The organism is Arthrobacter sp. P4_F10 (genome assembly GCF_056401435.1).
Genome location: NZ_JBFUJJ010000002.1, coordinates 411807 through 432782, shown reverse-complemented (window position 1 = coordinate 432782; position 20976 = coordinate 411807). Strand labels below are relative to the sequence as shown.

21 protein-coding genes are annotated in these 20976 nt (G+C 68.7%); 13 read left to right on the top strand and 8 right to left on the bottom strand.

Annotated features, from left to right (window positions below; translation table 11 throughout):
- Positions 1–10 precede the first annotated feature (10 nt).
- The 3 genes from AC1DR1_RS04850 to AC1DR1_RS04840 form a co-directional block, all read right to left on the bottom strand.
- Positions 11–313, bottom strand: a complete 303-nt coding sequence (locus AC1DR1_RS04850; protein WP_229994166.1) for a hypothetical protein — start codon at positions 311–313, stop codon at positions 11–13.
- A 120-nt stretch (positions 314–433) separates the two neighbouring features.
- Positions 434–658: a DUF3107 domain-containing protein gene (locus AC1DR1_RS04845; RefSeq protein ID WP_229994165.1), complete on the bottom strand. Its 225-nt coding sequence runs from the start codon at positions 656–658 to the stop codon at positions 434–436.
- Between the two features lie 61 nt (positions 659–719).
- On the bottom strand, positions 720–1385 hold the full coding sequence (locus AC1DR1_RS04840; protein WP_414645492.1) for a TetR/AcrR family transcriptional regulator: 666 nt from the start codon (positions 1383–1385) through the stop codon (positions 720–722).
- Between the two features lie 137 nt (positions 1386–1522).
- On the opposite strand from AC1DR1_RS04840, the gene moeB reads away from it, so the two are divergent.
- The gene (moeB, locus tag AC1DR1_RS04835; protein ID WP_476992239.1) at positions 1523–2746 is read left to right on the top strand and encodes a molybdopterin-synthase adenylyltransferase MoeB; all 1224 of its coding nucleotides are present in this window, start codon (positions 1523–1525) and stop codon (positions 2744–2746) included.
- An 84-nt stretch (positions 2747–2830) separates the two neighbouring features.
- Positions 2831–3865: an SDR family NAD(P)-dependent oxidoreductase gene (locus AC1DR1_RS04830; protein WP_476992238.1), complete on the top strand. Its 1035-nt coding sequence runs from the start codon at positions 2831–2833 to the stop codon at positions 3863–3865.
- 35 nt (positions 3866–3900) lie between these two features.
- Here the strand turns inward: AC1DR1_RS04830 and AC1DR1_RS04825 are convergent, their stop codons facing one another.
- Positions 3901–5280: a glutamyl-tRNA reductase gene (locus AC1DR1_RS04825; RefSeq protein ID WP_476992237.1), complete on the bottom strand. Its 1380-nt coding sequence runs from the start codon at positions 5278–5280 to the stop codon at positions 3901–3903.
- Between the two features lie 203 nt (positions 5281–5483).
- Between AC1DR1_RS04825 and hemE the strand changes: the two genes are divergently transcribed.
- From hemE to hemL, 10 genes are all read left to right on the top strand, one after another.
- Complete coding sequence (hemE, locus tag AC1DR1_RS04820; protein WP_476992251.1) at positions 5484–6599, top strand: uroporphyrinogen decarboxylase; 1116 nt, start codon at positions 5484–5486, stop codon at positions 6597–6599.
- Positions 6600–6603: 4 nt separating this feature from the next.
- On the top strand, positions 6604–8094 hold the full coding sequence (hemG, locus tag AC1DR1_RS04815; protein WP_229994161.1) for a protoporphyrinogen oxidase: 1491 nt from the start codon (positions 6604–6606) through the stop codon (positions 8092–8094).
- A gap of 290 nt (positions 8095–8384) precedes the next feature.
- Positions 8385–9173, top strand: a complete 789-nt coding sequence (locus tag AC1DR1_RS04810) for a hypothetical protein (RefSeq protein ID WP_476992236.1) — start codon at positions 8385–8387, stop codon at positions 9171–9173.
- 136 nt (positions 9174–9309) lie between these two features.
- A complete protein-coding gene (gene hemQ, locus AC1DR1_RS04805) occupies positions 9310–10056 on the top strand; it encodes a hydrogen peroxide-dependent heme synthase (protein WP_229994159.1) in 747 nt (248 codons plus the stop codon).
- Positions 10053–11336 (top strand): ferrochelatase, encoded by a 1284-nt coding sequence (locus AC1DR1_RS04800; protein WP_476966417.1) that lies wholly within the window; start codon positions 10053–10055, stop codon positions 11334–11336. Before hemQ ends, AC1DR1_RS04800 begins: the two co-directional genes overlap by 4 nt.
- Complete coding sequence (gene hemC / locus AC1DR1_RS04795) at positions 11333–12331, top strand: hydroxymethylbilane synthase (RefSeq protein WP_229994157.1); 999 nt, start codon at positions 11333–11335, stop codon at positions 12329–12331. The genes AC1DR1_RS04800 and hemC overlap by 4 nt, the downstream gene beginning before the upstream one ends.
- Before the next feature lie 65 nt (positions 12332–12396).
- Positions 12397–13329, top strand: a complete 933-nt coding sequence (locus tag AC1DR1_RS04790; RefSeq protein WP_229994156.1) for a uroporphyrinogen-III synthase — start codon at positions 12397–12399, stop codon at positions 13327–13329.
- Positions 13326–14309 (top strand): porphobilinogen synthase, encoded by a 984-nt coding sequence (gene hemB / locus AC1DR1_RS04785; protein WP_229994155.1) that lies wholly within the window; start codon positions 13326–13328, stop codon positions 14307–14309. Before AC1DR1_RS04790 ends, hemB begins: the two co-directional genes overlap by 4 nt.
- Entirely contained in the window at positions 14306–15394 is a 1089-nt protein-coding gene (locus AC1DR1_RS04780; protein WP_364745787.1) for an LLM class flavin-dependent oxidoreductase, read from the top strand. Before hemB ends, AC1DR1_RS04780 begins: the two co-directional genes overlap by 4 nt.
- Positions 15395–15407: 13 nt before the next feature.
- Entirely contained in the window at positions 15408–16739 is a 1332-nt protein-coding gene (gene hemL / locus AC1DR1_RS04775) for a glutamate-1-semialdehyde 2,1-aminomutase (RefSeq protein WP_229994153.1), read from the top strand.
- Positions 16740–16811: 72 nt separating this feature from the next.
- Here the strand turns inward: hemL and AC1DR1_RS04770 are convergent, their stop codons facing one another.
- From AC1DR1_RS04770 to AC1DR1_RS04755, 4 genes are all read right to left on the bottom strand, one after another.
- Positions 16812–17549 (bottom strand): amino acid ABC transporter ATP-binding protein, encoded by a 738-nt coding sequence (locus AC1DR1_RS04770; RefSeq protein ID WP_364745790.1) that lies wholly within the window; start codon positions 17547–17549, stop codon positions 16812–16814.
- Complete coding sequence (locus AC1DR1_RS04765) at positions 17546–18310, bottom strand: amino acid ABC transporter permease (RefSeq protein WP_229994151.1); 765 nt, start codon at positions 18308–18310, stop codon at positions 17546–17548. Before AC1DR1_RS04765 ends, AC1DR1_RS04770 begins: the two co-directional genes overlap by 4 nt.
- A gap of 3 nt (positions 18311–18313) precedes the next feature.
- A complete protein-coding gene (locus AC1DR1_RS04760) occupies positions 18314–19249 on the bottom strand; it encodes an ABC transporter substrate-binding protein (protein ID WP_476992235.1) in 936 nt (311 codons plus the stop codon).
- Between the two features lie 425 nt (positions 19250–19674).
- Positions 19675–20385, bottom strand: coding sequence for an exonuclease domain-containing protein (locus AC1DR1_RS04755; protein ID WP_476992234.1), 711 nt, complete (start codon positions 20383–20385; stop codon positions 19675–19677).
- 97 nt (positions 20386–20482) lie between these two features.
- Here AC1DR1_RS04755 and AC1DR1_RS04750 point away from each other — a divergent pair, with 97 nt between their 5' ends.
- Positions 20483–20899 carry an MGMT family protein gene (locus AC1DR1_RS04750; protein ID WP_229994149.1) on the top strand — a complete coding sequence of 139 codons (417 nt, stop codon included), beginning with the start codon at positions 20483–20485 and terminating at the stop codon, positions 20897–20899.
- Positions 20900–20976 lie beyond the last annotated feature (77 nt).

Sequence of the window (20976 nt, the reverse complement as noted above, 5' to 3'; positions counted from 1 at the left end):
TAATGCCCGGTCAGAGCTTCAGGATGGTTGTGAGCCGCTCGGTGTCCTGCCGGGTCCGGGTCTTGCCGAGGTACACCACGGCCGCGATCGAGGCCGCAGTGCCCAGGACCATCGGCAGGATCCACGGGATCCAGGTCAGGCCCGGCTGGTACCCGAGCCCGGCGGCAATGAAGATGATCCAGCTCAGCATGCCGACGGTCGCAGCGACTCCGGCTGGGACGCTGACGCCGTATTTCGTGTGCCGCTTGTCGTTAGCCCACACCACGAAGCCCGCAGCAACGGTCACCATGGCAACCACAATCAGAGAAAGCATTCAGGACACCTCACGCTTGTGAAGAAAACGACAGTGAGTAAACGGTAGTGAAGAAAGCGAAGCGGTACCGAAGGATTCAGCCGGGAAGCTGCTCCGACGGCGGCCGCTCGGACGGCGGGGCTAGAGAGCGCCGAAGCCGACGCGGCGGGCCTCTTCTGCTCCGATTTCCACGTAGCCCAGGACATTGGCGGGGACGATCACCAGGCGGCCCTTGTCGTCCTTCAGCCGCAGTTCGCCGCCCTTGGCGATCGCCTCGGCGACTACCTTGGCGACGGTGTCGGCGTCCTGGGTCGATTCGAGGACAAGTTCGCGGCCAATGTTCTGAATACCAATCTTTACTTCCACAGCAAGGCCTCCCAGCCAATCAACGTCCAAAGAATGTCTAAGGTCAATCTCTATTTGTAGTCTAGGTCTCTTTGGGGAAGCGGGAGATTCCGCGCCAAGCTAAACGGTAGATGAGGTCGCTGGCAACATCGAGGTCCAGGTTCCCGTCCGTTTCCAGCCAGTACCGGGCGCTCACGTGGGCCATTCCGGCGAGCCCGCGGCCCAGCAGTTGGGCTTCGAGGTCGGGCAGTTTCGTGTCCTCGGCGATGACGCGCGCGACGGCGTCGGCAAAGGTCTTGTTGAACGTTTCCAGCCGTGCACTGACGTCGGGATCGTTAATCAGGTCCGATTCGAAGACGAGCCGGTGCGCCTGGTCGTCGTGGGCGATGAAGCGGAAGTAGGCGCGCATGACCGCCTGGACGCGTTCGTCATTGTCTGTGGTGGAATTCAGGGCGCCAAGCAGCAGATCGATGAGCTTGCTGAGGTGGCTGTCCAGCAATGCGAGGTAGAGGTCGCGCTTGGAAGGGAAGTGCTGGTACAGCACTGGCTTGCTGACATGGGCGGTCTCGGCGATCTCATCCATGGCGGCGCCGTGGTAGCCGTTCGCGACGAAGACTTCCTGCGCAGCCGCCAGCAGCTGCGCCCGGCGTTCGTCACGGGGGAGGCGGGCCGAACGCTGTCCGCTCCGCGTCTGTCCGGCCGGCGGCTTGCCGTTCTCGTCCCGCTCCGCCGGTGCCTGATGAACCACTGTCGGCCTTCTTTCCCTTTTCACCCCAATTGCGCGCAATCGCACTCAACTGCACTTGTACTGAACTACCTTGCACTCAATTACACCTTACGCGCGGGTAATATGACCTGGCGGTATCTTGGGGCATAGATTGAAGTATGGCTTCCAAGTTCACCGCTTCCGGTGCCCCCGCAACCCCCCGGCCGCAGCTGGACCCGCGGCCCGGACCGCTGGTTGCTCCGGCAGGGGACCTCAGCCCCGACGAGGTGGAACGCTACTCGCGCCACCTGATCATTCCGGAGATCGGCGCGATCGGCCAGCGGCGCCTCAAGAACGCGAAAGTTCTCGTCATCGGGGCCGGCGGCCTCGGCTCCCCCGCCCTGCTCTATCTCGCCGCCGCCGGGGTCGGCACCCTCGGGATTGTCGATGACGACGACGTCGACCTCAGCAACCTCCAGCGCCAGATCATCCACGGCGTCGCGGATGTGGGCCGGCCCAAAATCGAGTCCGCCCGCGATGCCATCGCCGCCCTGAACCCACTCGTGGATGTCCGGCTCCACAACGTCCGTCTCGACGCATCCAACGCACTGGAACTCTTTGCCGGCTACGACCTCATCCTCGACGGCGCCGATAACTTTGCCACCCGCTACCTCGTCAACGACGCCGCCGCCATCCTCGGCAAGCCCTACATTTGGGGATCGATCTTCCGCTTCGACGGCCAGGTCAGCGTCTTTTGGGAGCAGTTCGGGCCCACCTACCGGGACCTCTACCCGGAGGCGCCGCCGGCTGGATCGGTCCCGTCCTGCGGCGAAGGCGGCGTGTTCGGCATGCTGTGCGCCGCCGTCGGAGCGCTGATGGTGACCGAGGCCGTCAAGCTGATCACCGGCGTCGGCCGGTCCCTGCTGGGCCGGCTGGCGCTTTACGACGCGCTGGGCGGCACCTGGCGCGAAATCAAGGTGGCCCGGGACCCCGAGGCGGCGCGGATCACGGAACTGACCGATTACGAGGCCTTCTGCGGCATCACCCCAACGGCGGATGCGGGTACCGAGCACACAGTGACGGCGGCCCAGCTCGCCACCATGCTCGCCTCGCGCAAGGCCGGCCTCAAGGACTTCCACCTCGTGGACGTGCGGGAACAAGGGGAACACGAGATCGTCCGCATTGACGGGGCGGTGCTGATCCCGCAGGGCCGCATCCTTGCCGGGGAAGCGTGGCAGGAACTGCCCCAGGATGCCGAAATCGTCTTCCACTGCAAGGGCGGAACACGTTCCGCTGCGGTCCTGTCCGCAGCCCGCGCCGCCGGGTACGAGCGCGTCAGCCACCTCGAAGGCGGCATTCTCGCCTGGGTCCGGGACGTGGAACCCGGGAAGCCTGTGTACTGAAGCCTGGACTGAGGCCATCCGGCCGGCCACGTCGCGGCCGCCGATAAACACTCCGCCGAGCGGCGCCCAACGAAAGGCCTGGTCATGAGCGAGGAAACTACCGGGACATCCCAGCGCAAGATTGGCTCCGGCTTTGGCCGGGATTCGACGGCGGCCGAGGTCATTGCCGGCATCGACCTGGCCGGGAAGACCGCGATCGTCACGGGCGGCTACTCGGGACTGGGCCTGGAGACCGTGCGGGCACTGGCCTGGGCCGGCGCCGCCGTTGTGGTGCCGGCCCGCCGGCCGGAGCATGCCCGGGACGTCCTCGCTGCGGCCGGGCTGACGCCGGCAGCCGAAGGCGGCCATGTCAGCGTTGCTGAACTGGACCTTGCGGACCAGGCCAGCGTGAAGGAGTTCGCCGCCGGCTTCCTGGCCGGTGCTGCGCCCGGCGCTGCGCCTGGCGCAGTCGTCCGTCTGGACATCCTCATCAACAACGCCGCCGTCATGGCAAGTCCGGAGCGGAGGGTGGGTCCAGGCTGGGAATCGCAGTTCGCCACGAACCACCTGGGCCATTTTGCCCTCACCAACCTGCTGTGGCCGGCCCTTGCCGCGGCGCGGGGAGCCCGGGTGGTCTCGCTGTCCTCTACCGGCCACAAGCTCTCGGGGATCCGATTCGATGACATCAATTTCGACGCCGGCTACGACAAGTGGCGCGCCTACGGCCAGGCCAAGACGGCCAACGCGCTCTTCGCCGTCCAGCTCGACGCCCTGGGCCGGGACTTTGGCGTGCGCGCCTTCGCCGTGCATCCGGGCGGGATCATGACCGAACTGCAGCGGCACCTGCCGCGGGAGGAGATGATCGCCGCGGGCTGGATGGACGAGCACGGCAAGCTCGACCCCCGGTTCAAAACACCGGCGCAGGGCGCCGCCACCTCGGTCTGGGCCGCGACGGCGCCGGCGCTCGAGGGAATGGGCGGCGTCTACTGCGAGGACTGCGACATCGCCGAAGCCACGGTGCCGGGATCGCCCGAAGCGAGGATCAGGGGCGTGGATGCCCATGCGGTGGACCGCGAGGCTGCCGCACGGCTGTGGCAGGTGTCGGCCGAAATGACCGGGATCAACGCCTTCCCCGGATAAGGCAGGGTAGCCCTGGATGAGCCCGCGCGGGGAGGCTACGCGGTTTCGCGGATGTCGCCCGCAGCGGGGCCGAGGTCGCCAGGGTTATGGACAGCGGGGGTGTGGTCCACGGGGCACGCGGCCGCGGAACCGGCAGTACCTGCGGCCGTTGCGCCGGCGGGGGGCTCCACCGTAATGCCGTACAACGCCTCAAGACCGGCAACGTAGGCGTCCTGCTGTCCGTTGGAGGCCAGTTCGCGCGCCCGGACGGTGGGCACGTGCAGCAGTTGTTTCACCATGCGGCGCAGGGCGAATTCGACTTCCTCGGCGGCGGCCGTGCAGCCGTGCCGGGCCCGGACCTTTTCCATTTCCGCGTCCAGGACGTTCATCGTGTGGCGGCGCAAGGCGACGATGGCGGAGTCAACGGACCGCGCCTCGCGCTCCTGCTCGAACGCGCTGGCCGCCCCGGACACGATGCTGCTGGCCTGCTCGAGCGACTCAGCCTGTTCCTGCGGTGCGGCCAGCCGGACGGATTCCAGCGTGAGCAGTTCGACGCCGTCGAGGTCGCCCACCGCGGGATCGAAGTCATGGGTCAATGCGAGGTCGATCGCGATGAGAGCCTGGGGCGAGTTCGCCCGGATCCGGGCGAGGTCGTCCGCTTCGACCCGGCTGTCGGAGCCGCTGCAGCCGATCATGACGTCGGCCGCGGCAACTGCGGCCGGAAGAGTGTCCTCGTCCAGGGCCGTGCCGCCCCGGGTGGCGACGAAGCCGGCGGCGCGCCCGGAGGAGGAATAGACGCAGACATCGGTGCAGCCGCGTTCGCGCAGCAGCGACATGGTGGCTCCGGCGTAGGCGCCGGTCCCGAAGACAACGGCTTTCTTGGTGGACCAGTCGGGGTTTTCGGACAGGTCCGTCGCGAGATCGAGCGCCACGGAGACGATGGAAAGGCCGCGCGAACCCAGCGCCGTCTGGGCGCCGACGTCCTTGGCGGTCTTTGATGCGGCCTGGAACAGCCGGACCAGGCCGGAGCTGGCAGTGCCCTCGTGTTGGGCCGTGATCAAGGCCCGACGTACCTGGCCGGCAATTTCGCGTTCGCCGACCACGGCGGAGTCCAGTCCTGAACTAACCGCGAAGAGGTGCTGGCTGACCTCGGCACCGGTGCGGGTGCTGAAGGCGCGGGAGACGAGTTGATCGTTGAGTCCGCTGGCTCCGCTGATCTGGGTGATGAGCGCTGCCCGGGCGGCGTCGACGGCATCCGGATGCGGGGCTTCACCGTAGATTTCAAGGCGGTTGCAGGTGGCAAGGACAACGGCACCCGCCACGGCCGGCGATCCGGCGAGGGCGGATGTGGCGAGCCCTGAAGCGCCGGTGCTCAACTGAGCAACGGTTTCGAGGTCGATGTCGGCGTGTGTAGCCACCAATGAAAAAAGAACCACAGCATCACCATCATAGCTTTTTCGTCTCCGTGTAGAACAACTGCCCGGCGTGGGCTCGGGCACGCTGGCCTGTGATTCCCGCCACGGTGCGGCCCAGGATGGGCGTCGTGACAGGCTGTCGTTATCTTTTGGGCACAAATTTGGGCACAATCGAAGGCATGACTCCAAGCGCTGCGGCACGAACCGGCACCACCACATTCAGTATGTCCGAGGGCAGTGCTGCCACCGATGACGCCGTCGTGGATGCCGCCGCCGGCGGCCTCGATGCCGGGCACCCGCTGATGGACGGCCGCACCGCGGGCTCCCCGCTGATCACCGCCTACCGCGGCGGCAAGCCCTCCCGCCGTCCTGTCTGGTTCATGCGCCAGGCCGGCCGCTCGCTGCCCGAATACCTCAAGATCCGCGAGGGCGTCGCGATGCTGGACTCGTGCCTGCGCCCGGAACTGGCGTCCGAGATCACGCTGCAGCCGGTCCGACGCCACGACGTCGATGCCGCCATCTTCTTCTCGGACATTGTGATCCCGCTCAAGCTGGCCGGCGTCGGCGTGGACATCGTCCCCGGCGTCGGACCCGTCCTGGACAAACCGGTCCGCACGGCCGCGGACGTCGCCGCCCTGCCGCAGCTGACCTGGGCGGCCCTGGAGCCCATCCGCGAAGCCGTCCGGCTCACCGTGGCCGAGCTCGGCAGCACCCCGCTGATCGGCTTCGCCGGCGCGCCCTTCACCCTCGCCGCGTACATGGTGGAAGGCAAGCCGTCCCGCGACCACCTCGGCCCGCGCACCATGATGCACGCCGACCCCGAGACCTGGACTGCCCTGGCCAACTGGGCCGCGGACGCCTCCGGAATGTTCCTCCGGGCACAGCTGGAAGCCGGCGCCTCGGCCGGCCAGCTCTTCGACTCCTGGGCCGGTTCGCTGGGACTGGCCGACTACCAGCGCTTTGTTGCGCCGGCGTCGTCCCGTGCCCTGGACCAAGTCCGGCACCTTGGCGCCCCGCTGATCCACTTCGGCACCGGCACCTCGGAGCTGCTCGTCGCGATGCGCGACGTCGGCGTCGACGTCGTGGGCGTCGACTACCGGCTGCCGCTGGACGAAGCCAACCGCCGCCTCGGCGGCACCGTTCCGCTGCAGGGCAACATTGACCCAGCCCTGCTCGCGGCACCGTGGGAGGTCCTCGAAGCGCATGTCCGCGACGTGATCGCGGCGGGCTCCGCCGCACCCGGGCACGTCTTGAACCTCGGCCATGGAGTGCCGCCGGAGACGGATCCTGCGGTGCTCACGCGCGTGGTCGAACTCATCCACTCCATCGCTCCGGAGTAAGGGCATGGACGCAGGCGCCACCGGGACTGCCTTGGTGGGCACCGCGGTCGTGATCGGGGGCGGGATCTCCGGCCTGCTTGCGGCCCGGGAGTTTGTCCGGGCAGGCGTCCGCACCACCGTCCTGGAGGCCGGGGAGGCCTGGGGCGGCTGCGTCGGCAGCCATACCGTGGCCGGATTGACCTTGGACAGCGGGGCGGAGTCGTTCGCCACCCGCACCGCTGCCGTAGCCGATCTCGCCGCGGAGCTCGGGCTGGCCAGCGAGATCGTCGCGCCGAACCCCGGCGGCGCCTGGGTCCAGCTGCCCGAAGGCCCGCGGGAACTGCCCAAGACCGGAGTGCTGGGCATCCCGGCCAGCCCGTGGGACCCGGAAGTCCGCCGGTCGCTGGGCTTGCTGGGTTCCCTCCGCGCCTCCATCGACGCCGTGCTGCCGGCCTCGCTGGGCACCGGTGCCGCGGCCACGAGCGTGGCAGCCCTGGTCCGCCGGCGGATGGGCAGCCGGGTCCTGGACCGACTCGTGGCACCGGTTGTCGGCGGCGTCCACTCGGCCGATCCCTCGGTGCTCGACGTCGACATGGTGGCCCCCGGACTGCGGGCCGGCATCCGTCAGCACGGTTCCCTCGCCGCCGCCGTCGCGGCCCAGCGCAGGGGAGCGGCGGCTGCCCCAGCCGGGTCTGCGAAGGCCCAGTCCGCAGGGCTTGCGAAAGCCGGGTCCGCCGTCGCCGGGCTGCACGGCGGAATGCACACCCTCGTCGCCGCCCTGCTCGCCGATCTGCGCCAGCGCGGCGTCACCCTGCTCAGCGGCACCCCGGCCCGGTCAGTGCAGCGCACGGCCGGCGGCTGGCGCGTCGCAACAGACCAGGCCACCTTCGACGCCGGGGTCCTCGTGGTTGCGGTGGAGGGTCCCGCCGCCGTCGGGCTGCTTGAGGAAACCCTGCCGGAACTTGCCGGCCTCCGCCCCGACGCCGGACCCGATGTCAGCCTCGTCACCCTTGTGGTGGATCTGCCTGCCCTTGACCGGGCGCCACGCGGCACCGGCGTGCTTGTGGCTCCGCAGAGCCCGGGCGTGCAGGCCAAGGCGCTGACCCACGCCACCGCCAAATGGGCCTGGCTGGCGGAGCGGACAGGCCCGGGACGGCATGTGCTTCGGCTCTCCTACGGGCGCGCCGCTGCCCCAGGGGCGGCGCCGGGGTCCGGAGGCGGGGGAGCGGCCGCAGCGCCGCACTCTGATGATGAACTGTTCCGCGCAGCACTGGCCGACGCCTCGGCCCTGCTGGGCGTTTCCGTCAGCGCCGGGGACGTGGCGGACTGGGACGTGGTCCGCTGGGCCGGTGCACTGCCCTTTGCGTCGCTGGGCCACAGGCAGCGCGTCGCAGCCGTCCGGAGCATCTGTGCCGCTGACGGCACGCTTGCCGTGGTGGGCGGCTGGCTGTCCGGCAACGGCCTGGCCGCGATTGTGGCCGACACCCCGGGGCAGGTCCGCACCCTGTTGTCCTGAAGGCCGCTGCCCTGAAGGCTGTTGCCTTCAACGCGGCCGCACTCAAGGCTGCAGCTGTGGGTGCCCCTGCCCTGAACACGCCTGTCTCAGATCGGCTGCCCTGACCCCGGTCCGGCGAGTCCCAAAAGCACCCTCAGTCACACGAATCACAGCTGCTCCAAGGGCACCCTGAACCCCTCCGATCCCGTGTGTTTCCTGTCGTTAATTCGCGGTTTTTGCAAGTTTTTCCTGCAGGTCGATTCCGGCTAGGGTCGATGACCATGGTTATTTTCAGGTCCAAGGTGTCCACAATGAAGACCGGGCGCCATCGGGGCCTTCGACACGGTGCGGCGGCAGTCGCACTCGGGGCCCTGCTGGCTGCCACCGCAGGGGTTCCTGCCTCACAGGCGGCCACGGGGTTGTCCGCGGCGGCGTCCACCGTTCCGTCGACGCAGGGCTCGCTGTCGCTCGGCCTCGATGACGTGCTGAACGGGCTGCTGGGCTCCTCGACGACGCCAAGCCCTTCGCCGTCCGCCGGCTCGGGCGAGTCCACCCCGTCGCAGCCGCCGTCGCACGGCAACAGCCCGGAACCCAGCGACCCGGAGCCCAGCGACCCCGAGCCCGACGAGCCCGAACCCACGGCCCCGAACACCAGCACCCCGCCGTCCAGCACCCCGTCCGCGAAAGCTGCGCCGCCGGCCGGCCCGCCGTCCACAGCCCCGGTGCCGGGAGCGCCCGCCACAGGCGGTTCTGCTCCGGCTCTGCCGGCCACCGGGCAGGCTCCCGGCCAGCCAGCCCTGGGGAGCACGGGCGCCGACCCGGCCGCCGATGCCCAGCCCGGAACCGCTGTGCCGGCCGCGGGCAGCGGTACCGGCACGCAGGCGCCGTCGAAGCCCGCCGCGCCGCGGCCTTCCGCAACCAGTTCAAGCTCGGCCGGTTCGTCCACGGCCCCGGCCAAGGGCCACTCCGGCAACACCTCCCTGCAGGCCACCTCGGCGGTGGAACCCGCCGGGCCGTCCCCGCTGATCGGCTGGGGCATCTGCCTGGTGGCGCTCTCGCTCGGCGCCGGCGTCGCGGTCGTCCGGATGCGCCGGAGTTGACAGACCCGTCCCCGCGGACCGGAGCTGACGGACCCGTCCCCGCGGGCCAGCCTCCCGGTGTGAAATAAAGCACTTCTACGCGTTGTAGAAGTGCTTTTTTTCGACTTAGCTGGGGAGAGGAGGCAGACTGGTATGCATGAGCCACACTTCTGCCGAATCTGTCACTAAAACCGGAATGTCAGTCCCCGGAGAATCAGTCGCCGGGGCACCGGCGCCCGAAGATTCAACTGAGCAGTTCTTCACCCTCTGGACCGTTTTCAAGCGGTCCGCGGACATCTTGCGCGGCGCGGACGCAGCCGAAGACTTCGACGCGCTGATGAAGAGTCTCGCCGACGCCGGCGTCGTCCACCGCGGCAGCTACGACGTCTCGGCGATGCGGGCCGACGCAGACATCATGGTCTGGCTGCATGGTCCCCGGCCGGAAGCGCTGCAGCGGGCAGTCCGGGACATCCGGCGCAGCAAGCTGTTCGCCGGCACGGAGATCGTCTGGTCCGCCATGGGCGTGCACCGCGAGGCCGAGTTCGCCAAGAACCACACCCCGGCGTTCTCCCGCGGTGTGGAACCTGCTGAGTGGCTCTGCGTCTACCCCTTCGTCCGCTCCTACGAGTGGTACCTCCTGCCGGACGCCGAGCGCGGCGCCATGCTCCGCGACCACGGCATGCTGGGCCGCGACTTCCCCCAGGTCATCTCCAACACGGTTTCCTCCTTCGCCCTGGGCGACTGGGAATGGATCCTCGGGCTGGAAGCCCCCGAACTCGTGGACCTCGTGGACCTGATGCGGCACCTGCGGGCCACCGAAGCGCGGCACCATGTCCGGGAAGAAATCCCGTTCTACACCGGCCGCCGCGTCACCGCCGCCGAGATTGCCGAGGTCCTGGCATGAGCCCGCTGGATCCCCAGGAATCCGCAGCCTCAGTAACCGCCGTGAACCCTGTCACCGAGGCCGGCCGGATGGCCCCCAAGGAGTACGACGCCGTGCTCCTCGCCTCCTTCGGCGGACCCGAAGGCCAGGAGGACGTCATCCCGTTCCTCCGCAACGTCACCCGCGGCCGCGGCATCCCCGACGAACGGCTCGAAGAGGTCTCGCACCACTACCGCGCCAACGGCGGCATCAGCCCCATCAACGGACAGAACCGTCAGCTCAAAGCCGGCCTCGAGGCCGAACTTGCCGGCCGCGGCATCGGGCTGCCCGTGTTCTGGGGCAACCGCAACTGGGACCCGTACATCCCGCAGACCCTGCAGGAGATCTACGACGCCGGCCACCGCAAGGTCCTCATGCTCACCACGAGCGCCTACTCCTGCTACTCCAGCTGCCGCCAGTACCGCGAGGACATCGGCATGGCGCTGACCGAAACCGGACTCGACGGCAAGCTCGAGGTCGACAAGGTGCGCCAGTACTTCGACCATCCCGGCTTCGTGGAACCCTTCATCGAGGGCACCGCCGCCGGCATCGCCGACGTCCGCGCCCAGCTGGCCGCGGCCGGCACCCCGGACGCCCCCATGCACATCCTGTTCGCGACGCACTCCATCCCGACCCGCGACGCCGAGGCCGCCGGCCGCTCCGAGGGTGAGCCCCGAGATTTCGAGGAAACCTCCGCCTACGTGGCCCAGCACCTGGCCTCCGGCACCGAGATCATCCGCCGGGTGGAGGCCGAGACGGGCCTGACCGCACCGTGGTCGCTCGTCTACCAGTCCCGCTCCGGCGCCCCGCACGTGCCGTGGCTCGAACCGGACATCAACGACGCCATCGAGGAGCTCGCCGGCCAGGGCGTCAAGGGCATCGTGATTGTGCCCGTGGGCTTTGTCAGCGACCACATGGAAGTGGTCTGGGACCTGGACACCGAGGCGCTGGAGACCTGCGCCAGGCTGGACCTGGCCGCGACCCGCGTCCCCACGCCCGGAACGCACCGCAAGTTTGTCGCCGGGCTCGTGGACCTCATCTGCGAGCGAACCGCCGCGAACAACATCGCGGAGCGGCCGCACCTGACCAAGCTCGGCCCCTGGTATGACGTCTGCCGTCCCGGCTGCTGCGCGAACTTCCGCGGCGACAAGCCCACCATCGCCGGCGCCGACACCATGGTGGGGACCGGACACGATCCCTACCGGGCCGCGCCCACGGCTTCGGGCACGGCTGCGACGGCGGCGGGCCGGGTGACCCCATGACCGTCCGGATCGGCACCCGCGCCAGCAAACTGGCCCTGACCCAGACCCAGCAGACAGCGGACCAGCTGGCCGCTCTCGGCGGGTTCCCTGTCGAGCTCGTCCACATCCGGACCGACGGCGATGTCCTCAAAGGCTCGCTGTCCCAGATGGGCGGCACCGGCGTGTTCGTCGCCGCGCTGCGCGACGCCCTGCTGCAGGACAAATGCGACGTCGCCGTGCATTCGCTCAAGGACCTCCCCACAGGTCCCGCCCTCGGCCTGAGCCTCGCGGCCACACCGAAACGCGTCGACGTCCGGGACGTGCTGTGCGCCCGCGACGGGCTCAAGCTTGCCGACCTGCCCAGCGGGGCGAGCGTCGGCACCGGCTCCCCGCGCCGCGCGGCCCAGCTCCGCGCCGTGCGTCCGGACCTGGACATCCGCGACATCCGCGGCAACGTGGACACCCGGCTGGGGCGCGTTCCCGGCCTGGCGGGCAACACGAACGACGCCGTCGTTGACGGCAAATCCGGCGACCTCGACGCCGTCGTGCTCGCCGCCGCCGGACTGCACCGGATCGGCCGGCTCGACGCGGTCAGCGAGTACCTCGAGACGGACGTCATGCTCCCTGCCGCCGGGCAGGGCGCCCTGGCGATCGAATGCCGCACCGCCGATGCTCCCCGCAGGGCCGGGTCCACGGAGGGCTCCCAGGGCGTGCTGGCGCAGGCCCTCGCGGCCCTCGATGATCAGGACACCCGGCTCGCCGTCACGGCCGAACGCGCTTTGCTGGCCCGTCTGGAGGCCGGATGTGCCGCCCCGGTGGGCGCCTATGCCTACCGCAAGGGCAGCATGCTGTACCTCGAAGCGGTGGTCTGCGCGGTTGACGGCACGGCAACCGTCCGCGACAAGAAGGCCACCGACGGCCTCACCGAGGTCGGGGCAACGCTGCTCGGGATCGAGCTGGCGGAAGTCCTGCTGGCCCGCGGCGCCGCCGACATCGCGGACCTGGCAGCTTCCTGAACAGCGGATTCCACCACTTCATGGGACGGCACAGCGACCATAACCACACGGGCGGGACACCGGGCATGAGGGTGCCGGACGGTGCCCGTGTGCTGGTTGCCCGCAGCCCGGACCGGGCGGGGCAGCTCGTCACTGCCCTCCGCCGTGTCGGTGCCGAGCCCTTGCTCCTGCCGCTGATCGACTTCGAGCAGGCCGGTGACCAGCACTCCCTCGACGTCGCCTTCGACGCCCTCGGCGCCGGGGCCTACACGTGGCTCGTGATCAGCAGTGTGACCACCGTCCAGGCTCTTGAGGCGAAGGCGGCCGAACGCGGCGCCTCCCTCAGCAGCTGGCTGCCCGGCAGCATTCTCGTGGCCACGATCGGCCCGGCGACCCGCAGCTTCCTGGAATCCCGGGGCATCAGCGTCGACCTTGCCCCCACAGGCCAGCAGTCCGGAACGGGTCTGCTCGACATCTGGCCCCAGAACCAAGGCAGCGTGCTCCTGCCCCAGGCGGACATTGCCGACCCGCGGCTGCGCAAGGGCCTCGAGGCCCGCGGTGCGGCTGTCCAGGCCGTCACCGCCTACAACACGGTCGACTATCCGGCCGATCCGCGCCGGGCCCTGCCCGCGTCTGCACCGGCCTCACCGCAGACGTCGCCGCAGACCTCGCCGCACGGGACCGGTCCCGCAGGGCAGGACGCGCCGCCGCCCACCGTGCTCACGGTGGCCGAGGCGAAAGCGGAAATCGGTGCCGGCCGGCTGCACGCCGTCGTCGCCGCCTCGCCCAGCGCAGTCCGCCGCATCCACGCGGACCTCGCCCCGCTGGGCAACTGCCGTTTCGTCGCCATCGGACGCTCGACGGCGGCCGAGGCGGCCTCACTCGGACTCACCGTCGCCGCCGTCGCCCAGGAGCCTACGGCGTCCGGCCTGGTTGCCGCCGTCGTCCGGTCCCTGGACCACCAGCACTCTTCACCTCATCCGTCAGTCGCAGAGCCCTCAGCAAAGGACACCACATGAGCTTCCCGACCCACCGCCCACGCCGGCTCCGCACCACCCCGGCCATGCGCCGGCTGACCGCTGAACACCGGCTCTCGGCCTCGGAGCTCATCCTGCCGGCCTTCATCCGCGAAGGCCTGAGCGAGCCCAACCCGATCGCCTCGATGCCCGGCGTGCAGCAGCACACCACCGATTCGCTCCGGCGCGCCGCGGCCGAGGCCGTGCAGCTGGGCGTCGGCGGCATCATGCTGTTCGGCGTCCCGGCAGTCCGGGACGCGCTCGGCACGGCCTCCCTGGACCCCGACGGTGTGCTGAACAAGGCCATCCGGGACGTCCGCGCCGAGGTCGGCGACGAACTCGTGGTCATGAGTGACGTGTGCCTGGACGAATTCACCGACCACGGCCACTGCGGCGTCCTCGACGCCAACGGCTACGTCGACAACGATGCGACCCTGGAAATCTACGGCCAGATGGCGGTCGCGCAGGCCGAGGCCGGCGCCCACGTCCTGGGCCCCTCGGGCATGATGGACGGCCAGGTCGCCGTGATCCGACAGGCCCTCGAGGACGCCGGGCACGCCAACACCGCCATTGTGGCCTACGCCGCGAAGTATGCCTCCGCGTTCTACGGCCCGTTCCGCGAAGCCGTCGACTCGCAGCTGACCGGCGACCGACGCACCTACCAGATGGACGCCGCGAACCGTCGGGAGGCGATCCTGGAGGTCGACCTGGACCTGGCAGAAGGCGCCGACATGGTCATGGTGAAGCCTGCCATGAGCTACCTGGACATCCTTGCCGACGTCGCCGCCATGAGCCCCGTCCCCGTGGCCGCCTACCAAATTTCCGGCGAGTACTCGATGATCGAGGCCGCCGCCGCGAACGGCTGGATCGACCGCCGTGCCGCCATCACCGAGTCCGTCCTGGGCATCAAGCGCGCCGGTGCCAACATGGTGCTGACCTACTGGGCGAGCGAGCTCGCCGGCTGGCTGAAGGAATCCCGGTGAACACGGCCCCCGAGCCCCGGATCTCGACGCCCACTGCCCCGGTGGGGTCCAACCGCATCCTCCTCGGCCTGAACACCTTCGGTGACGTCGGCGTCTTCCCGGACGGCCACCCCGTTCCGCACGCGCAGGTGCTGCGGCAGCTCCTGGAACAGGCCGAACTTGCGGACGAGATCGGCCTGCACGCCTTCGCGGTGGGGGAGCACCACCGCCGCGATTTCGCGGTTTCGGCCCCGGAGGTCTTCCTGGCCGCGGCGGCCGCCCGCACCAAGAACATCCGGCTCGGCTCCGCCGTGACAGTGCTCAGCTCCGATGACCCCATCCGGGTCTTCCAGCGCTTCGCCACCGTGGACGCCATCTCCGGCGGCCGGGCAGAGGTCATGCTGGGCCGCGGGTCCTTCATCGAATCCTTCCCGCTCTTCGGCCTCGACCTGGCCGACTACGAGGTCCTCTTCGAGGAAAAGCTTGAGCTCTTCGACAAGGTCCGGGCACAGAAACCGGTCCACTGGGAGGGACGCACCCGGCCGGCCATCAACGGCCTGAGCGTCTATCCGCCGCTGGAACACCACCTGCTGCCGACCTGGATCGGCGTGGGCGGCACCCCCGAATCGGTGCTGCGCTGCGCCGAGTACGGCTACCCGATCATCTTCGCGATCATCGGCGGCCAGCCGCGGTCCTTCGCGCCGCTGGCCAACCTCTACCGTGAGGCCATGGGAAAGTACGGGCACCCGATGCAGCAGATGGCCACGCATTCACCCGGCCACGTTGCCGCGACGGATGAGGAAGCCCGGGAGGAGTTCTTCCCGCACTGGCTCGAGCAGCGGAACCGGATCGGGGCCGAACGCGGCTGGGGTCCGGCCAGCCGGGGCGAGTTCGACGCGATGTGCACGCCCGAGGGAGCCCTCTATGTCGGCTCGCCCGAAACCGTGGCCGCGAAGATCGCCCTGCTCAAGAAGAACCTGGGCGTGGACCGCTTTGACCTCAAGTACAGCAACGGCACCCTGCCGCACACGGCGATGATGCGCTCCATCGAACTTTTCGGCACCGACGTGGCGCCCCGCGTGGCCGCGCTGCTGGCCGCGAACTGAAAGAATAGGAACCATGACTTCCAGCATGCCTCGCAACGAGGAACTCTTTGACCGCGCCCGCCAGCTGATGCCGGGCGGCGTGAACTCACCCGTGCGCGCCTTCGGTTCCGTGGGCGGGACGCCGCGGTTCATGGTGTCCGCCAAGGGTGCCTACCTGACCGACGCCGACGGTGCCGACTACGTCGACCTCGTCTGCTCCTGGGGCCCGGCGCTGCTGGGGCACGCCCACCCGGACGTCCTCGCCGCCGTGCACGCCGCCGTCGACCGCGGACTGTCCTTCGGCGCCTCCACGCCGGACGAGGCGAACCTTGCCGCCATCGTCAAGGAGCGCGTCCCTGCCGCCGAGCGCGTCCGGATGGTGTCCACCGGCACGGAGGCGACCATGACGGCCGTCCGGCTGGCCCGCGGCTTCACCGGGCGGAACCTCATCATCAAGTTCGCCGGCTGCTACCACGGCCACCTCGACGGCCTCCTCGCCGCCGCCGGCTCCGGCCTGGCGACCCTCGCGCTGCCCGGCTCGGCCGGCGTCACCGCCGCTACTGCCGCCGAGACCCTCGTGCTGCCTTACAACGACCTCGACGCCGTCGAAGCCGCCTTCGCCAAGCACGGTGACAGCATTGCCGCCGTCATCACCGAAGCCGCTCCCGCCAACATGGGCGTGGTCACCCCCGGCGACGGCTTCAACGCCGGCCTGTCCCGGATCACCCGCGAGCACGGCGCCCTGCTGATCCTCGACGAGGTCCTGACCGGCTTCCGCACCGGCTACTCCGGCTACTGGGGCCTCACCGGCGGGGCCGCCGACGCCGCCGAGCCGTGGACCCCGGACCTGCTGACGTTCGGGAAGGTGATTGGCGGCGGCATGCCGACGGCGGCCCTCGCCGGACGCGCGGAGGTCATGGACTACCTGGCGCCCCTGGGACCCGTCTACCAGGCCGGGACCCTGTCCGGGAACCCGGTCGCCATGGCCGCCGGGGTCGCGACCCTCACGCACGCGACCCCCGAGGTCTATGCGTTCGTGGACGCCCGCTCGCTGGAACTCTCCGCGGCGCTGTCCTCCGCCCTCGACGCGGCCGGCGTGGACCACTCCATCCAGCGCGCGGGCAACCTGTTCTCCGTGGCGTTCGGCACGGGCGCCCGGGGTGTCCACAACTACGAGGACGCCCAGGGCCAGGAAGTGTTCCGCTATGCCCCGTTCTTCCACTCCATGCTGGACTCCGGCGTCTACCTGCCGCCGTCGGTCTTCGAAGCCTGGTTCCTCTCCGCCGCGCACGACGACACTGCGATGAACCGGATCTTCGATGCCCTGCCGGCCGCGGCGAAGGCGGCAGCCGGCGCCACGGCGTAGCCTGAGCCCTTAAACGACTGATGGCACCCGCCGCGGCGGGTGCCATCAGTCGTTAATGCCGCGGCCGGCGAACTACAGAACGTCCGCGAGGAACCCCTGCAGCCGTTCAGTCCGCGGGCTGGTGAAGATTTGTTCCGGCGGACCGGACTCGACAACGACGCCGGCGTCCATGAAGGTCACGGTGTCCGAGACGTTGCGGGAGAAGCCCATCTCGTGGGTCACCACCACCATGGTCATGCCGCCCTTGGCGAGGTCGGCCATCAGCGCCAGCACACCCTTGACGAGCTCCGGATCGAGGGCGGAAGTGGCCTCGTCGAAGAACATCACCTCCGGCTTCATGGCCAGGGCGCGGGCAATGGCGACGCGCTGCTGCTGGCCGCCGGAGAGGTTGGCAGGACGCGCGTCGGCCTTGTGCTTGAGCCCCACCAGGTCGAGCTGCTCGAGCGCCTCGGCCCGGGCCTGCTCGGCCGGCAGCTTGCGCAGCTTCCGCAGCGCCAGCGAGACGTTGTCCACCACGGTCTTGTGCGGGAACAGGTTGAACTGCTGGAACACCATGCCGATCCGCTGGCGCAGCTCGTCCGGGTTGTCCTTCAGGACCGAGCGGCCATCGAGCAGGATGTCGCCCTGGTCCGGTTCGATCAGGCGGTTCATGACCCGCAGCAGCGTGGACTTCCCTGAGCCGGAGGGGCCGATCACCGAGGCGGTGGTGCCCGTCGCGACGTGCAGGTCGATGCCGCGGAGGACATGGTTTGAGCCGAAGGACAGGTGAAGATTCTTGCCGGTCAGTGAGCCGGAGGCGAATTCGCTCATGCCTGAGCTCCCTTCCCGATCAGGGCCGCGGCGTCGTCCGGCTGCCGTTTCTCCGGACGGCCGGTACGCAGGCGCTTGTCGATGTAGTTGACCAAGTGGGTCAGCGGAACGGTCAGGATGAGGTACATGAAGGCCGCGGCAACCAACGGCGACAGGTTCCCCGTGTTGGCGGCGGCATCGTTACCGATCCGGAAGATCTCACGCTCGCTTGCGAGGAGGCCCAGCAGATAGATCAGGGAGGAGTCCTTGATCAGCGTGATGAACTGGTTGACCAGGGCCGGGAGCACCCGCCGGATGCCCTGCGGAATCACCACGAGGCGCATGGATGAGCTGTAGCTGAATCCCAGGGCGCGGGAGGCCTCGAGCTGGCCCTTTTCCACGCTCTGGATGCCCGAGCGGAAGATCTCGCCGATGTAGGCCGCCGCCATGAGGGTCAGGGCGAAGATGGCGAGCGGGAACGGGTTTGTGGATCCGGTCAGTGCCCGGACTATGGGTCCGAGCCCGAGGCCGATCAGCAGGATGACCACAATGGCGGGAACGCCGCGGAACACATCCGTGTAGATCCGGGAGAGCACCCGCAGCGCAGTGCTCCGGGATGTGCCCATGACGGCCAGGACCATGCCCAGGATGCACCCGAGCACACCCGAGGAGACCGCCAGGATCAGGGTGTTCCGCAGGCCGAACATGATCATGTTCGGCAGGACGGCCGCCATCGCCTCCCAGTCAAAGAAGGTCTTTACGAGTTGATCGAGTGCATCCATGGACTAGGACTTCGGAACGGTGACGGCCTTGGAGCCCGGGGACCACGTGGCCGGGGTCTCGCGGTCCGGGTACCATTCCTTGGTCAGCTTGGACCAGGTGCCGTCGGCAATCACGGCGTCGAGGCCGGAGTTCAGCGCCTCAATGAGCGGCTGGTTTTCCTTGTTCACGGCGTACGCGGTGAAGTTCTGGGTGTTCACAACCGACTCGGCGATGACGGTGCCGTCGCCTTCCTTGACCTGGCCGGTGGCCTGCTGCGACGGTGCGACCCAGGCGTCGACCTGGCCGTTCTTCAAGTTGGCGTAGGCGGTGTTGTAGTCCTCGAAGCGGACCGGCTCGATCTGGAGCGTGTTGGTGACGTAGTCATCCTGCACGGTGCCCTGGACTACGGCGATGCGGGTGTCCTTAGTCAGGTCCTTGAAGCCTTTGATGTTGGAGTCCTTCTTCGCCACCACGGCCATGTAGCCGAAGTCGTAGCCGTTGGTGAAGCCCACGGTCTCGCGGCGGGCGTCAGTGGTGGAAATCGAGGAGGACCCGAGGTCGAACTGCTTGTTCTGGACCTGGGCGAGCAGCGACGCGAAGCCGGTCGCCTTGAACTCCACCTTGAGGCCCAGCTTGTCCGCAATGGCACGCAGGAGCTCGTTGTCGTAGCCGGTGAACTTGCCGGACTCGTCGATGTAGATGTTCGGCGGGGCGTCCGAAAGCGTTCCGACAGTCAGGGTTCCCTCACTGATCAGGCCGAGCTTGGACTTGTCAATCTTGTCCAGGGGAGTGACGTCCTTGGTGGTGTATTTGTCCAGGGATTTCTGGTCGCTGCCCTGGAGGGCATCGGAGGGTGAGGCCGTTGTCTGCGCCGACCCGCCGCCGCACGCTGCAAGGGAGACCGCCACGGCGAGGGCCACGGGAACGGTTGTCAGCCACTTCAAGGCTTTGCTTTTCATCACGCAATCACTTTCGTCTGAATTCAGAGGGTCGCGGGAGGCTCATCGGGCCCCCGGCCGCTGATTTGGGCGCCGGGTGGAGCAGGCACACCGCGAAAGATAATTGTGTCATCCGACGTGGACGCCCATTCAATCCGAACGAATCAGGGCTGGCGCAAGCGTTTCACGAAGTATCTTCAGGATTCCGGGTGATCGGCCGTGATCCTGGCAGCGGCGGCACGGGGCTGCGGAATCATCGGCAAAGGAGCACCCGGCAGTTGGAAGCCCCGGGCAGTGTGAGCTCCGTCGCAATTGCTGGATTTACGTGCAGCGGGGGTCTAGTTAAGCCGTTCCAAGGGCGAACGTTTCGTTTTAAGAAGTGCTCCCGCACCCTGCTCCGGACGTCAAGGAGCCCCGGCGTCCAGTTGTCCCGGCGTCCGGAAATCCTAGAAGTCGCCGCGGCTGGCGTCCTCGGGCGGCAGGACGGGCCAGTCGCCTTCGATCACGGCGGCTGGCTTCGTTTTGCGCAGGTAGCTCTGGAAATCCGCGGCCTGGGCCGAGGCCCATTCGACCTGGAGCTGGTGCAGGTGGCTCGCCGGCATCCTGAGCTTGKGGAATTTGCCGGCCATGGCGTCGAGCATGCGCAAGGTTGCCAGGGCGTCGGCAGCGGAGGTGTGGGCATTGTCCAGGCTGACGCCGTATTCCTCACACAGGGCGGTGAGCGTGCGCTTGCCCTTGCGGTAGCGGTCCACCTGCTTGTTCATGATGTAAGGGTCCAGGACCGGGAAGCGGCTCAACTGCGGGACGCCGTACCGGGCCGACTCTGCCGCGAGCACGGTGAAGTCGTAGCTGGCGTTGAAAGCGATGACGGGAACGTCGGCGTCGAACAGCTCCTGCAGCACGGCGGCGAGTTCGCGCGTCACCTCGGCGGCCGGGCGGCCTTCGCGGCGGGCTTGCTCGGTAGTGACGCCGTGGATATCGCTGGCCTCGGTGGGAATCTCAACGCCCGGATCGGCTAGCCATTCGTGTTCCTTGATCACTCCGCCGACGGAGTCCACCACTGTGACCGACGCCGTGACGATCCGTGCCGAGCGGGAGTTGCGGCCCGTTGTTTCGAGGTCGAAGGCTGCGCGGGGAAGGCTGTTCCAAGTGCTCATGCGTCAACGCTACCTGCTGCCTCCGACAGTTCTTGACCGCCGTGCCCGCGTGCCGTCCGGGATCGGGTCCAGCGTCCGGAACGGCTAGGCTGGACCGATGCGGACGGAGTATGTGGAGGCGGTGCTGGAACTCGTGGCGTTGATCCCGGCCGGTACTGCGGTGGCCTATGGCGACGTTGCGGAACTCCTCGGCTCCGGCGGCCCGCGCCAGGTCGGTTCGGTCATGAGCCACCATGGCAGCAGCGTGCCCTGGTGGCGCGTCCTGAAGTCCAGCGGGGACGCGCCTCCCGGCCTCGAGCACGAGGCCTTGGCCCTCTATCTCCAGGAGGGGACCCCGTTGCTGGGTCGTTATGACGACTTCCTCCGGACCGGCGAGGGACGCTGGCGCGTTGACCTGGCCTCCGGCCGGTGGGCGCCCACCGACGCCGACTTCGACCGGATCGACGCCATCGCGGAGCGGCTCGAGCGGGAGTCGCATAAATTGTCGGTACCCGATGATGAAATGACTGTGTGAGTACCCCCAGCCACGGCCAGAAGTTTGAACAGGCAGAGATTAAACAGGCAGAGTTTGAACAGGCAGAGTCAGAGCAG